10 protein-coding genes are annotated in these 13,306 nt (G+C 70.4%); 7 read left to right on the plus strand and 3 right to left on the minus strand.

Features of this window, described 5'->3' with window-relative positions:
* Nucleotides 1–47: 47 nt before the first annotated feature.
* Entirely contained in the window at nt 48–1,493 is a 1,446-nt protein-coding gene (locus ACFHYQ_RS16255) for an extracellular solute-binding protein (RefSeq protein WP_394301994.1), read from the minus strand.
* A gap of 299 nt (nt 1,494–1,792) precedes the next feature.
* Here ACFHYQ_RS16255 and ACFHYQ_RS16260 point away from each other — a divergent pair, with 299 nt between their 5' ends.
* Both ACFHYQ_RS16260 and ACFHYQ_RS16265 read left to right on the plus strand, forming a co-directional pair.
* A complete protein-coding gene (locus ACFHYQ_RS16260) occupies nt 1,793–3,355 on the plus strand; it encodes a methyltransferase domain-containing protein (RefSeq protein ID WP_394301995.1) in 1,563 nt (520 codons plus the stop codon).
* Between the two features lie 3 nt (nt 3,356–3,358).
* Entirely contained in the window at nt 3,359–4,753 is a 1,395-nt protein-coding gene (locus ACFHYQ_RS16265) for an FAD-binding oxidoreductase (RefSeq protein ID WP_394301996.1), read from the plus strand.
* Between the two features lie 94 nt (nt 4,754–4,847).
* Here the strand turns inward: ACFHYQ_RS16265 and ACFHYQ_RS16270 are convergent, their stop codons facing one another.
* A complete protein-coding gene (locus ACFHYQ_RS16270) occupies nt 4,848–5,600 on the minus strand; it encodes an SDR family NAD(P)-dependent oxidoreductase (protein ID WP_394301997.1) in 753 nt (250 codons plus the stop codon).
* A 258-nt stretch (nt 5,601–5,858) separates the two neighbouring features.
* On the opposite strand from ACFHYQ_RS16270, the gene ACFHYQ_RS16275 reads away from it, so the two are divergent.
* From ACFHYQ_RS16275 to ACFHYQ_RS16295, 5 genes are all read left to right on the plus strand, one after another.
* The gene (locus ACFHYQ_RS16275) at nt 5,859–7,277 is read left to right on the plus strand and encodes an NAD(P)/FAD-dependent oxidoreductase (RefSeq protein WP_394301998.1); all 1,419 of its coding nucleotides are present in this window, start codon (nt 5,859–5,861) and stop codon (nt 7,275–7,277) included.
* Nucleotides 7,274–8,872, plus strand: coding sequence for an amino acid adenylation domain-containing protein (locus ACFHYQ_RS16280; RefSeq protein WP_394301999.1), 1,599 nt, complete (start codon nt 7,274–7,276; stop codon nt 8,870–8,872). The genes ACFHYQ_RS16275 and ACFHYQ_RS16280 overlap by 4 nt, the downstream gene beginning before the upstream one ends.
* Nucleotides 8,873–8,941: 69 nt before the next feature.
* Complete coding sequence (locus ACFHYQ_RS16285; protein WP_394302000.1) at nt 8,942–10,330, plus strand: condensation domain-containing protein; 1,389 nt, start codon at nt 8,942–8,944, stop codon at nt 10,328–10,330.
* 163 nt (nt 10,331–10,493) lie between these two features.
* A complete protein-coding gene (locus tag ACFHYQ_RS16290) occupies nt 10,494–11,693 on the plus strand; it encodes an acyltransferase family protein (RefSeq protein ID WP_394302001.1) in 1,200 nt (399 codons plus the stop codon).
* Nucleotides 11,694–11,963: 270 nt separating this feature from the next.
* Complete coding sequence (locus tag ACFHYQ_RS16295) at nt 11,964–12,749, plus strand: alpha/beta fold hydrolase (protein ID WP_394302002.1); 786 nt, start codon at nt 11,964–11,966, stop codon at nt 12,747–12,749.
* A 117-nt stretch (nt 12,750–12,866) separates the two neighbouring features.
* On the opposite strand, the gene ACFHYQ_RS16300 is transcribed toward ACFHYQ_RS16295, so the two are convergent.
* Nucleotides 12,867–13,283: an SgcJ/EcaC family oxidoreductase gene (locus ACFHYQ_RS16300; RefSeq protein ID WP_394302003.1), complete on the minus strand. Its 417-nt coding sequence runs from the start codon at nt 13,281–13,283 to the stop codon at nt 12,867–12,869.
* Between the last annotated feature and the right edge of the window lie 23 nt (nt 13,284–13,306).

The following is a 13,306-nucleotide window of genomic DNA, read 5'->3' on the forward strand; positions in this document are numbered from 1 at the left end:
CCGCGGGCGCCGATGGCGTCCGCGGCCCCTTCGCGGTAGGGAGAGGATCAGCGGTTGAGCCGTACGACCGCCTCCATGTCGGCCGCCGAGTAGTCGCGGCCGGCCGCCGCCTCGCTGAAGGCCTCCACGCTGAGGCTGTGGGTGGGGCTGTTGTCCGGGTCACGGAAGCCCGAGCTGAGAGCGTAGGCGTTGTAGGTGTCCAGCAGCCGCTGCGCCTCGGCGGTGGCCTCGGTGAACCGATCCAGCGGATCCGCGCCGTGCGCCAGCACGTCGCCCATCGCGCGCGTCATGACGTCCTGGTTCCCGGCGAAGTCGCCGAACACCGCCCCCTCCGACGCGGGCACCCGGTCCGCCAGTTCGGGCCGCTCGCGCGTGACGCCCGCCGGGAACCGCATCACGTGGTCGTAGGCCACCCGGTGGTGCGGATAGCGGTCGAACCAGCCTTCCTCCTCAAGCAGGGCCGCCGACGAGTAGGTGAGCGGAAGGAAGCTGTTGGCCCTGTGGCGTTCGGCGGCGTAGTGCGGATTGTGCAGGAACTGCAGGAGGGCCAGGGCGCCTTCCCGGGTGGCCTCGTCGAGGCCGTTGGCCAGCCAGAGCGAGGTTCCCGCGACGGCGTTGCCGACATAGGGCACGCGGTGGTCGTAGGGAAAGATCCCCACATCGAGGTCGAACCCGTTGTCCTCGCCGGCCCGGAACATGTAGTTCACGTCGTTGGACGACGAGATGCGGAAGACCACGTCCTGGTCGGCGAAGGCCTTGAGCGTGCCCGCCCAGTCCGGGATCTTTCCGGTGTAGTGGTAGTGGCCGGCGCGGTGCAGGTTCCGCCACCACTCCGCCCAGGCGAGCATCTCCTTGGAGGCCAGGTCGACCCTCGTGGCCCGGCCGTGCCGGCCGTTGTGGTTGTCGACGATGAGGCCGCCCCGCGTCGCCAGCGCCTGCTGGATGAACGTGCCGTGATTGGACCAGGTGATGGAGGGGCCGCCCCGGAACCGTGAGAGCTCCTCGCACACGGCCTCGACCTCCTCCCAGGTCTGCGGGAGCTCGGAGATGCCGGCCCTGCGGAGCAGGTTCGCGTTCGCGTAGAGCAGGCTCGTCGTGCCCACCGTGGGCATCGAGGTGAGGTCGCCGTCATAGGTGTAGTAGTCCCGCATCGGCGGGATGATGTCGTCGATCACGACGGGCTCGCCGAGGATCTCGGTCCGGCCGCCGATGGCCTTCTCCACTGACGTGAACAGCGGGCTGCCGTCCTGCGCGAGGGAGTCCCGGGCCACCTGGGTCATGTAGAAGTAGTACTCCGAGATCGTCGGGACGTGCCCCTCGGCCGCCGCCTCCGCCACCTGGCGGGGGAACCGCCAGAAGTCCTTCCCGACGATTTTCACCTCGTATTCGGGGTGAGCCCTCTGGAATGCATCGCCCTGTTGCCGCCACCGGTCCATCCAGCCGGGAAATGTCAGGTCGGGTACCCAGACCTCGATCGGAATCGTACGTCTCATGTGTCTCTTTACCTCTTTCTACCGTCGCGGACGAGATTGAACGGTGCGAGTCGGCGGATCGCGCGGATGAGCCGAAGGCCGTCGAAAGACCGGAGAACAGAGACCGCCCAGCCTCCATGGTTTGCCGCCGAACGCGACGGCGCATCTCCGCCATTGCGGTGCGGGGCGCTGACGGATCGGCGCCCTGGGCGCCGCACATCGGGAGATGCCCGGCGCGAGAGGCGAATGTGATCCTGAGGAGGCGGCCGCTCCCACGTCTGCCCGCGGCATTCCGACTGGATTTCCGAAAGGACCCGCAGATGAGTGTTGACAGCACGTACGCGACCGGCGCGGACACGTCGGTGCGCACCCTGGTGGGGGAGTTCGCCGGAGCACCGCCCGCCTCGCTCCAGGCGGCGTACCGGCGACTGGTCGCGGCCGTATGGGAGGACGGGCGGCCCACCGAGCTCGCGCCGCAGGCGGTCGGCGAGCTCATGCCATATCTGGACCTGGTGGGCGACGACCGGGTCGGGCGGCTGCTGGTCCTGCTCGGATTGCTCGCCGAGGGGGACGATCGGGTGCGCGCGGCCGTACGGCAGGGCCTGGACCGCTATCTGGACCTGCTGAACCGGGCCGATCCGCGGGGACCGCGGGGGCAGGCGCTGCTGTACCTGCTCGCGCATTTCCCCGAGGACCGGGACCGGATCCTCGCCGAGGTGGCGCCGCTGGGGCTGGAGGAGGACGACCTGTCGCGGCTGGACCGCTGCCTGCGGACGCTGGACCTCGACGACCCCGACGTGGGCCGGGTGTGGCCGGCGCCGTCGATCTGGCGGCTCACGGATGAGGAACGCGACTTCGACAGGGCCTGGATCCGCACGCTGAGCCCCGAACAGGTGGCGGTGAACTGGCGCAATGACACCCGGACGGTCTGGGGATACATGGGCGCCAAGGCGTACTGGGCGGTGTGCGAGGGCATGCCGGTGACGGTCGGCGACCCCGCCTTCTCGGCCGAGCCCGCGGCCGGTTCCGGCGACACCCCGGCCGGGTCCGGCGCCGGCCTGTTCGGCGCGCACGCGGCGGCGTTGCGGTGCCCCTCCTGCCGGGGTCCGCTGAACTTCCGGCCCGACGGCGTGGGCTGCGGCGGCTGCGCGGTGACCTATCCGGTCACCCGCGGCATTCTCGACCTGACCGAGGGTACGAGCGACGCGGCCGGAGCCGCCGACCAGGCCACCGCGGACCTGCTGCGGAAGCTGGCGGAGATGCCGAGCATGGGCCTCTACTACGAGGCGCTGCTCCGTCCGGAGTTCCTGCGGGTGGCCGGCACGAACTGGGGCGGCGCGGTGACCCCGGCGGACGAGGACGACTACATCGCGCGGCACGTGCGGCCCGTGGACGGGCCGGTGCTGGACCTCGCGGCGGGAGCCGGCCGATGGACGAGCGTGATCGCCGACACGGTCGGCGCGGAGCGGCTGATCGCGCTCGACATGGGACTGCCCATGCTGAGCGTGCTGCGCCGCAGGCTGCCTGAGATCCCCGCGGTCCGGGCCAGTGCGCTCTCGCTGCCGTTCGACGACGAAAGCCTGGGCGCGGTGGTCTGCTGGAACGCCCTGCAGGCTTTTCCCGACGACGCGGCGGCGGCCGTCGCCGAGATCGGGCGCTGCCTGCGTCCCGGCGGCACCTTCACGATGATGACCTACGTGTGGGACTCCGACCCCGTCAACCGGCACTTCCAGGCGTCCCACTACTTCCCCAGCCGGCCCGCCGGCATGCTGCTGTTCGAAGCGGACGAGATCAGGCGCTGGCTGGCGGACGCGAAGATGATCGTCCGGGAGCAGTCGGGCCCGGGTACCTTCCTGTTCGTCACCGCTGAGCGCGTGGGGTGAGCCGTGAGAACCGGAGACGACGTCGACACGCGGACCCTGGCCGTCACGCACCCGGGAGAGCCGGGGTATCAGGCCGCGACGAGTGTGTTCAACCTCGCGGCACCGCCGGAGCCGGCCGCCGCCGCGGTGGTGCGGACCGTCCGGGAGATCCGTGACGCGATCCGCTTCGCGGAGGAAGAGGGACTGTCCGTTCGGGTGCTCACGACCGGGCACGCCGCCCCCGCTGCCCTGCCCATGCACGACGCGCTGCTGCTCCGCCCGGAGATGGACGGCGCTGTGGAGGTGGACCCGCGCCGCCGGATCGCCCGCGTCCCGGCAGGCACGAAATGGGGTGCGGTGGCCAGGGCCGCAGCGCCGTACGGCCTGGCGGTCGCTCATGGGTCATCGCCGACGGTCGGCGTCGTCGGCTATCTCCTGGGCGGTGGGCTGAGCTTCTACGGCCGCAGGACGGGCCTGGCCGCCAACAGCGTCCGGGCCGTCGAGCTGGTGACAGCCGACGGCGAACCGCGGCGGGTGGACGAGTCCTCCGATCCCGAGCTCTTCTGGGCGTTGCGCGGCGGAGGCGGCGGATTCGGCGTCGTCACCGCCGTCGAGGTCGACCTCTTTCCCGCGGTCAAGGTGGTGACGGGGGCGGCCTGCTGGCCGGCGGCCCACGCTCCCCGCCTGCTCCGGATCTGGCGCAGGTGGACGCTGGAGGCCCCGGCGGAGGCGGCGACCTCGGTCCGGGTGCTGAACCTGCCGAGGCTGCCCGAGGTGCCGCCGGCACTGTCCGCCGGCCCCATCCTGAGCGTGGACGGCGCGGTGCTCGCCGAGACCGCCGACGACGTGGCCACCGCGGAGCGGTATGCCGAGGAGCTGCTCGGCCCGCTGCGGTCGGTCGCCGAGCCGGTGTTCGACACCTGGCAGACGACCGCGCCAGTGAGCGTGCTCGATACCCACATGGATCCCGCCGATCCGGTGGCGGTCCTCGGCGACCACATGCTGCTGGACGAGTTCGGGGACGAGGGCGTAGACGAATTACTCAGGGTGATCGGCGCCGGGTCGGGATCGCCGTTGATCGCGGCCGGGCTGCGCCAGCTCGGCGGCGCCTACGCCGTACCGCATCCGAAGGGCGGCGCGCTCGACCACCTCAGCGCGCCGTATGCCTACTCCGGCGGTGGGGTGCCGGGCCTCACCGGCACGGCCGAGGCCATCACCCGGCACATCGGGACCGTGCGGGCCGCGCTCGCTCCGTGGGACACCGGGCGTACGGTCCCGACGTTCGTGGAGACCCACACCCAGCCGCAGGGACATCTCAGCGTGGAGCAGGTGGCCGCCGTCGACCGTGTGCGCGAGCGGGTGGACCCGGCGGGTATGTTCCGCGGCGATATCATGCCGTCGGCCACCGCGCTGCGCTGAACCGCCGGGGATGCGCGTGAGGGCCGCCGGAATGTGCGGCGGCCCTCGGGCGATGGGGACGTCCCCCGGGCGGGGACCGGACAGAGGGGAACGGTCAGAGGGGAACGGACGGGATGAGGCCGCCGTCCACCGTGATCTCCTGGCCGGTGATGTACGAGGAGCGGTCCGACAGCAGGAACAGCGTGGTGTCCGCGATGTTCTCGGGGGCACCCAGCCGGCCGAGCGCCACCTGGCCGCGGCACGCCTCCTGCGCCTCAGGGGTGCTGGAGATGCCTTCGAACATCTCGGTAACGATGTAGCCGGGGCTGATGGCGTTGACCCGGATACCCTGGCCGGCCAGGTCGGCGGCGAGAGTGCGGACCAGGTTGACCGCCCCGGCCTTGGCGGCGGAGTACACCGAGGTGAAGGCCAGGCCGCGGTGGATCAGCCAGGAGCCGTTGATCACTACCGATCCGCCGGAGCCGAACAGCGGCACCGACTTCTGGACGGTGAAGAACACACCCTTGAGGTTGACGCCGACGACCTGGTCGAAGTCGGCCTCGGTGACCTCGGCGCTGCGTGAGAACCTGGCGATTCCCGCGTTGGCGAACACGCCGTCGAGCCGGCCGAAGCTCTCGCCGATGCGTGCGACGAGCCGATCCAACTCCTCGAGGCGGGACACGTCGGTGGGTACGGCCAGGACGCGTTCGCCCGCGTTGAGTTCCTTCACCGCGGTCTTCAACCGCTCCTCGCTCCGCCCGGCCAGCACTACCTGGGCGCCGGCGGCCACGAGCCGCCGGGCCGTGGCCAGGCCCATTCCACTGCCGCCACCCGTGATGAGAACTGTCTTGTCCGTGAACTCCGTCATAGGGAAAGGATCACATGTCGCCGTTTTCCGGCCACCCTTGAAATTGCGCTATTCCCATTGACGTCGGCCCCGCCGGGCAGCATTCCAAAAGATGCCCGGCGCGTGGTCCGATGTGACCCTGTAACAGATGGAAAAGCGGCGTCGGCCGCATGGTGCGAATAAATGGTCCCTGTTCAGGAATCCGTTGCACGAGTCCGGCCGGTGGCATCGGACGGAACCAGTTCGCGGAACCGAATCTGAAATCGAGGAGGCGGTCCAATGGGTGATGCGGTGAAGACCCGCGCGGTGGTTCTCGGCGGTAGCATCGCGGGGCTGTTCGCGGCCAGAGTGCTCGCCGACGCCTACGACGAGGTGCTCATCGTCGACCGTGACGTGCTGGTCGGAGTGGAGGGCCCGCGGCGGCATTGTCCGCAGAGCCGCCATATCAACGGGTTGCTGGCCCGCGGCCAGCGGGTCATGGAGGAGCTGTATCCGGGTATCACCGAGCAACTGTTCGCCGACGGCGTGCCGACCGGAGACCTCGCCGGGAGCGTGCGCTGGTATTTCAACGGCAGCAGACTGCGGCAGCGGCACGCGGGGCTGGTCTGCGTCGCGGCCAGCCGGCCGAAGCTCGAACACCACATCCGTGAGCGCACCAGGGTCCTGCCCGGCGTGGTCTTCGCCGAGCGGCACGACATTCTCGGCCTGGAGGCCACGCCGGATCGCAGCCGGGTGATCGGGGTGCGCGTACAGTCGCTCGACGGCGACGACGGCGCGGGCGAGGAGAAGGTGATCAGCGCCGACCTGGTGGTCGACGCCACCGGCCGGGGATCCCGTACCCCGATCTGGCTCGAAGCGCTGGGCTACCCCCGCGTCGAGGAGGAGCGGACGAAGATCGGCCTGGGTTATGTGACGCAGCACTACCGGCTGACCGCCGACCCCTACCACGGCGACCTGTCGATCAACCCCGTCGCCTCGCCCGCGCTGCCCCGTGGCGCGATCTTCACGAAGACCGACGGCGACCGGGTCGAGCTGACCACCTACGGCATCCTCGGCGATCACCCGCCGACCGACCAGGAGGGGCTGTACGCCTGGGTCAAGTCGCTGGCGGTCCCCGACATCTACGACGCGCTCCAGCACGCCGAGCCGCTGGACGAGCCGGTGGCCTTCCGCTTCCCGACCACGCTGCGGCGCCGCTACGAGAGAATGAGCCGGTTCCCCGACGGCCTCCTGGTGACGGGCGACGCGGTCTGCTGTTTCAACCCGGTGTACGCCCAGGGCATGACCGTGGCGGCGCTCGGCGCGCTCGTGATCCGGGCCCAGCTGCACACCGGAGCGGTTCCCGACCCGGCCCAGTACTTCGCCGACCTGGCCCGCGAGGTCATCGACCAACCGTGGGAGATGACCCACACGGTGGACCTCGGCTTCCCGGGTGTGCCAGGGGAGCGTACGCGGAAGGTCCGCGTGGCGCAGGCGTTCCTGCGCATGGTGCAGACCGCCGCCACCCGCGATGGCGTCGTCGCCGCCGCCTACATGCGCGGCGCCGGCCTCGTCGACGGCCCCGAGGCGCTCATGCGCCCCGCGATGCTCGCCCGGATCCTGTGGAACGCGCTGCCGCGGGGGAGACGCGCCCAGGAGCCGCCGCGGACCCGGCGGCCGGCCGGCGTGGCGGAGAAGGTCAAGGCGTCGGCGCCGTGAGCGGGCGCCGGGCGACGGCCCTCGTCCGCGCCGAGCGGCCGATTCACGAGGTGGTTCTGGGGCACGCGGTGACCGGCCCCGATGCCGAGGCGGTCGCGTCGGACGGCGTGAGCGTCTCCTATCGGGAATTCGCCGGGCGGGCCACCTCGGTCGCCGCCGCCCTGACGGCCGCCGGCGGCGTCGAGGGGATGCCGGTGGCGGTGCGCATGGAGCCCGGCCCGACCCAGGCCGCGGCCGTGCTCGGCGTGCTCTCGGCCGGGGCCTGCGTGCTCTGCCTCGACACCGGCGAGGTCGGGCGGCGGGGCAGGGCGGTGCTGGAGGACCTGCGACCGGTGCGGCTGCTGTTCGACGGGCGTGCGGCCGAGGACGAACTCGTCGGCTGGTACCGGGAGGCCCTGGGCGGATCGATCCTGGACGTCGGGGTGGCGGCCGGGCCGGGGAGCAGTCCCCACGGGACCGCGTGTGAGGCCGCCCGAGCGCCCCTCCCCGGGCTTGCCGAGGCTGATCCGGACGCCTGGATGTACGTCACCTACACCTCCGGCTCCACCGGCAGGCCCAAGGGCATCCCGCAGACCCGCCGCGGTTTCACCCAGTTCATGTCCTGGTTCACCGAGGAGTTCCGGATCGGGCCGGGCGCGCGGGTGGCCCAGTGGGCGGCGCCGGGGTACGACGCGAGCCTGGTCGAGATGTTCGCACCGCTCCTGGCGGGCGCGACGCTCTGCCCCGTTAGCCCGCGGACGAGGGCCAATCCGGAGAAGATCGTCGACTGGCTCGCCGCCGAGCGCGTCACGCATCTGCAGACCGTGCCCAGCTTCGCCCGGCAACTGCTCGAAGTGATCAACCGCTCGGAAGCCGCCGGACGCCTCCCCGAGTTGGACCACCTGCTGCTGGCCGGCGAGCCGCTGACCGGCGACCTGGCGAACGGGCTGCGCGCGGCGCTGCCCGGGACCCGGCTGGTCAACCTGTACGGACCGACCGAGTCCATCCTCGCGACGTGGCACGAGGTGACCGGAACGGTGGCGGACCGGGCGCCGATCGGCACTCCGATTCCCGGCCGGGAGGTGCTGGTGCTGGACGAACTGGACCGCCCGTGTCCCGTCGGGACCACCGGCGAACTGGTCATCCACAGCCCGTACATCACTCCCGGCTATGTCGGCGCGGCCGCCGGCGAGCGGTCCGCGTTCGAGCCGCCCCGGGGGGGCGGCGCCGCGGAACGTTTCTACCGTACGGGAGACCTGGGCCGATGGAACGCCGACGGCCTGCTGGAGTTCGTCGGGCGCCGGGACCTCCAGGTGAAGTTCAACGGCATCCGGCTGGAGCTCGGCGACGTCGAGGCGGTGCTGACCGGGCACGAGACGGTCGCGGAGTGCGCGGTCGTGGCCGTCCCCGGCAGGCACCGCCTGGTCGTCAGCCTGGCCGCGTTCATCGTGCCGCGCGACTCCGTGAGCGAGGGGGCCCGGGCCGCCTGGCGCACCGCGCTGCGGCGCTGGTTCGGCAGGGCCGTGCCGCCCGTGACCTTCATGACCGTCGGCAGCCTGCCCCGCACTCCCGGCGGCAAGGTGGACCGCGACAGGCTCCGGCAGCTGTACGCATGACGACCCACGACAACGGGGCCCGCCGGCCCCTGGACCACCCGCACCAGATGGCATGAGGAGCCAGCAGCCATGAGCGTATCCGAAGCGCCGGATGTGGCATATGACATATCGCGAGAGGAACCGCAGCAGATCCCGCTCTCATGGAACCAGGCGTTCCTGTGCGGATTCGACCGGGGCGACGAGGAGGGCCCGTTCGGTCCCCGCTACACCATCGTCTGTGGCTGGCGGCTCACCGGGGCCCTGGACGTCCGGGTGCTGGGGGACGCGCTGAACGACGTCGTGGCCCGCCACGAGGCCCTGCGTACGGAGATCATCCGCGGGGACGGGAGTCATCAACGGGTGCGCCCGCCGACCCCGGCACGGCTGGTGGTCCGCGACCTGTCCGGCGTGGCCCCGGAGGATCGCGGGCAGCGGGCCGAGGAACTGCTCAACGAGGTGGAGGCTGAGCCGTTCCCGGTCGCCGAACTGCCGCTGGTGCGCGCGACGGTGGCCCGGTTCGACGAGCGTGACGCGGTGCTCGTGCTGGTCGCCCACCACACCGCGGCGGACGAGTGGTCGATGCGGCTGATCATGCGGGATCTGGTCAACCGGTACGCGGCCCGTCGTGGCCACGCGATGCCCGATCTGCCCCAGACGCGGCAGTACCGGGAGTACGTGGACTGGGAGCGGGCGGGTGTGGACCCGGTTGAGCTGGCCAGGTCGCAGGCATACTGGCGGGAGAACCTGCGCGGGGCGCGTGTGCTGGGAATCAGGGCGGATCACCCGCGCTCGGCCGGGCTGCCCAAGGGCACGGCGTGGCGGCGCTTCCATCTCCCCGCGGACCTGGTGTCGGCGGCGCTGCGCATCGGCAAGGAGACGCGCTGCTCCCTGTTCATGGTGCTGCTCGCCGCCTATGGGACATACCTGCGCGACAGGGCCCGGGCGACGGACATCGTCATCCCGACGTTCTCCTCCGGCCGCGGGCGCGCCGACTTCCACGACACGGTCGGGTCCTTCTTCAACTTCCTGCCGCTGCGGGTCGATCTGGCGGCATGCGCCACCTTCCGCGAAGCGGTCCTGCGCACCCGGGCCGCCTGCATCGGGGCGTACTCCCACGACATCCCATTCGTCCAGGTCGTGCAGGAGGCGCCCGAACTCATGCTCCCGGCGATGGAGGACGACATCGCCCTGATCGTCTTCCAGGTCTTCAAGTCACCGCTCGGCGGCGAGCGCGAGATCGCCGGTGATCTGGAGTACTCGGTGATCCGCAGGCGGGTGCTCTCCCAGCAGGCGGGTGCCGACGTGCCGGACGGCGCGATGTGGCACCTGGAGGTCGACCCGACGGGCGAGATCATCGGTTCGATGGCCTACAACACCAATCTCTTCGACGACGACACGATCGGCGAGATGGTGCGGGAGTTCGGCGAGACGTTGTATCGCGTCGTGACGGCTCCCGACGTGTCTCTGGGCGGCGACTGACCTCGACCGCCGCGACGGCGGCGCAATTCAGGAGATGCACAGCAAAAAGCGGCGATGAACACTTATGAGATCAGTGCTTTCTGAAGGAGCCGCCATGGTCGACACGGCCTTAAGCCGGTCCGGAACCGGCAATCGAGATAGCGGGGAAAAGTCCTCGCCGGCAGTGAAGCGTCAGTACTTCCCAGAGCTGCAGGGCATACGCGCGGTCGCCGTGTTGGCAGTGATCACGGTGCACACCGCGTTCACCTCCGGGTACATGGGCTTCATGGATTACCGGCCGGACAACGAGGTATTCGCCGTCCTGCTGGAGAGATTCACCCGGGAGTCTCTCCCCATTCTGTTTGCGTTGTCTGGTTTCCTCATTTATCGCCCGTTCGCTCTCGCGACCATCGCGGGCACCGAGAAGCCGGACCTGCGGGCCTACGCCTGGCGGCGCGTGTTACGGCTCTTCCCGGCCTACTGGCTGGTGGCGATTGTCATGCTGGTGCTGCTCAACCGGGAGAACATCACCGGTTTCTGGTACCTGCTGCGGGTGGTGACCATGCAGCACGTCTACAACGAAGGCGGCATTCCCACCGGTATGGAGTCGACCTGGAGCATGGGGACCGAGGTCGCGTTCTACGCCCTGCTGCCCCTGTTCGCCTGGGCGGCGGGTCGGTGGGCCGGCCGCACGGGCCACGCCGTCGCCCGGGCCCGGCGGATCCTGGCCGGGGCCGGCGGCGTCATCCTGGTCGGCTACGCGTTCACCGCCTACAGCCACCAGGAGTCGCTGGGCATGTATCCGATCCAGGGCAACTGGCCGCCCGGCTGGTTCGGCTACCTCGCGGTCGGCATGGCGCTGGCGGCGATGTCGGCGGCCGCCGAGGTGGCTCCCAACGCCCTGATCGGCCCCTACCGGTTGGTCGCGAGGCATCCGGGTGCGACCTGGTTCACGGCGCTGGTCGTGATCCTGCTCTTCTGTTTCTCGCCCGCGGGCGGTCAGGGCACCTCGGACTATCCGTCGCTGGGGACCGCGCTGTTCGACCAGCCCATCGACCTCGCCATCGTGTTCCTGATCCTCGCGCCGCTCACGGTGCCGGGCGTGCGGTCGCGGTTCATCCAGAACGTGCTCACTATCCGGCCGCTCCAGTACATCGGCCGGGTGTCCTACGGGATGTTCCTGTGGCACATCCCCGTCATCTACATCTGGAACGGCAGCATGATCGGGGCGGACAACTTCCTGAAGGCGATGGTGATCGTGATGGGCGGTAGCTTCGCCGCCGCGGTCATCAGCTACTACGCCGTGGAACGGCCGGCCATGCGACTGCGCAACCGGCTGGGCAGGGCCGGGCGGGAGCCGAGCGTCGCCGTTCTCGTCCGATGACCGATGCGAAAGCGCGACCAGGTTCGGTGGCCACGCCGAACCTGGTCTTCCTCATTACCGATGAGTTCGATTAACTTCTCATAAGTGTATGTAACCGGAGAAATCGGTCTGTTTTGGTGTAGCAACCTGGAAGATGACAACGGCATTCCGTTGTTGCAGGATTTCACCGGGGCCTGCGTCTTCCGCTGGGGTCGGTCGGCCTCGGCCGTGAACCGGGCCTGGTAAGGCACCCACAGTTGTTCACCTACGAGCCACGGGAGAGACTCCAGAATGGACGTAACGTCGGCAGACGGCACCACCATCGCCTTCGATCGGACCGGTAGCGGGCCGGCGCTGATCCTCGTGCAGGGCGGGTTCAGTGATCGATCCCACCCGATCTGGACGGGGATGGCCGCGGCACTGGAGCCGCACTTCACCGTCTACAACTACGACCGCCGCGGCCGCGGCGGCAGCGGCGACACCCTGCCGTACTCAGTGGACCGAGAGATCGAGGACATCGCGGCGATCATCAAGCACGCCGGCGGCGAGGCGCTGGTCTTCGGAGGTTCCTCCGGAGGAGCGCTCGCCCTTGAGGCCGCGGCGCGCGGGCTCGCGATCGGCAAGCTGGCGGTGTACGAGCCGCCGTACATCGTCGACGACAGCCGCCAGCCGATCCCGCACGACTTCGAGGCGCAGCTGGCCGGCCTCATGAAGGAGGGCCGCCGCGGCGACGTGGTCGAGCGCTTCATGACGCAGGCGGCCGAGGTGCCCGGCGAAATGGTCGCCCAGATGCGGAACTCGCCCTACTGGGAGGGCATGGAGGCCGTCGCGCACACGCTGGTCTACGAGGCCGCGGTCGTGGGGCCGGGGAACGCGCTGCCGAAGTCGCGGTTCGCATCGATCACCGTCCCGACGCTGGTGCTGACCGGCGAGAACAGCGCCCCCTGGATGGGTAAGGGCGGTGCGGCCCTCGCCGCGGCCGTTCCGCAGGGGAAGCACCGCATCGTCGAGGGTCAGGCGCACGACGCGTCCCCCGAGGCTCTCGCGCCCCCGGCGATCGAGTTCTTCAAGGGCTGACGCTTCCCCGAGGGCCGTCCCTTCTTCCAGGAATGGGGGCCGGCGGACGTGTCACGGCCGCCGGGAACGGATCGATCCGTTCCCGGCGGCCGTCGCCATGTGATCGGGCGGTGCCGATCAGGCGCTGCCGATCGGGGTGTTCTGATAGGCCGTGATCAGCCACTGGCCGTCCTGCCTGGCCAGCACCCACGTGGCCCGTACCGCGCGCTCCGGCGCGACCTCGGTCTCTCCCGGGAGCAGGATCCCGCCGCGCGTGACCAGCACGGCCGCGTCCTCGCCGAGGAACTTCGCCGAAACCGGGTCGCCGGCGACCCGGGTCCCCTTGTAGGGGCCGGAGTAGGCCGCCGCCATGAAGGCACGGATGCCCTGGCGCCCGGAGACGAAGACGTCACCGGGGAGGATCATGGTGGCGTCCCCGGTGAAGACCTGGGCGAAGGCGTCGGCGTCGTTGCCGGCCCACGCGGCGACGACGCGTCCCGGCACCTCCCGGACGGCCGTAACCTCATCGGTGATCGTCGCGGTGGCATTGCTCATGTTCTCGTCCCTTCCGGCGTTGC

The organism is Sphaerimonospora cavernae (assembly GCF_042435035.1).
Classification (GTDB): Bacteria; Actinomycetota; Actinomycetes; order Streptosporangiales; family Streptosporangiaceae; genus Sphaerimonospora; species Sphaerimonospora cavernae.

Coding starts and splice junctions, on each gene's coding strand:
- ACFHYQ_RS16255 (WP_394301994.1), bottom strand. CDS start 1,493: ATGAGACGTACGATTCCGATCGAGGTCTGGGTACCCGACCTGACATTT.
- ACFHYQ_RS16260 (WP_394301995.1), top strand. CDS start 1,793: ATGAGTGTTGACAGCACGTACGCGACCGGCGCGGACACGTCGGTGCGC.
- ACFHYQ_RS16270 (WP_394301997.1), bottom strand. CDS start 5,600: ATGACGGAGTTCACGGACAAGACAGTTCTCATCACGGGTGGCGGCAGT.
- ACFHYQ_RS16275 (WP_394301998.1), top strand. CDS start 5,859: ATGGGTGATGCGGTGAAGACCCGCGCGGTGGTTCTCGGCGGTAGCATC.
- ACFHYQ_RS16285 (WP_394302000.1), top strand. CDS start 8,942: ATGAGCGTATCCGAAGCGCCGGATGTGGCATATGACATATCGCGAGAG.
- ACFHYQ_RS16295 (WP_394302002.1), top strand. CDS start 11,964: ATGGACGTAACGTCGGCAGACGGCACCACCATCGCCTTCGATCGGACC.
- ACFHYQ_RS16300 (WP_394302003.1), bottom strand. CDS start 13,283: ATGAGCAATGCCACCGCGACGATCACCGATGAGGTTACGGCCGTCCGG.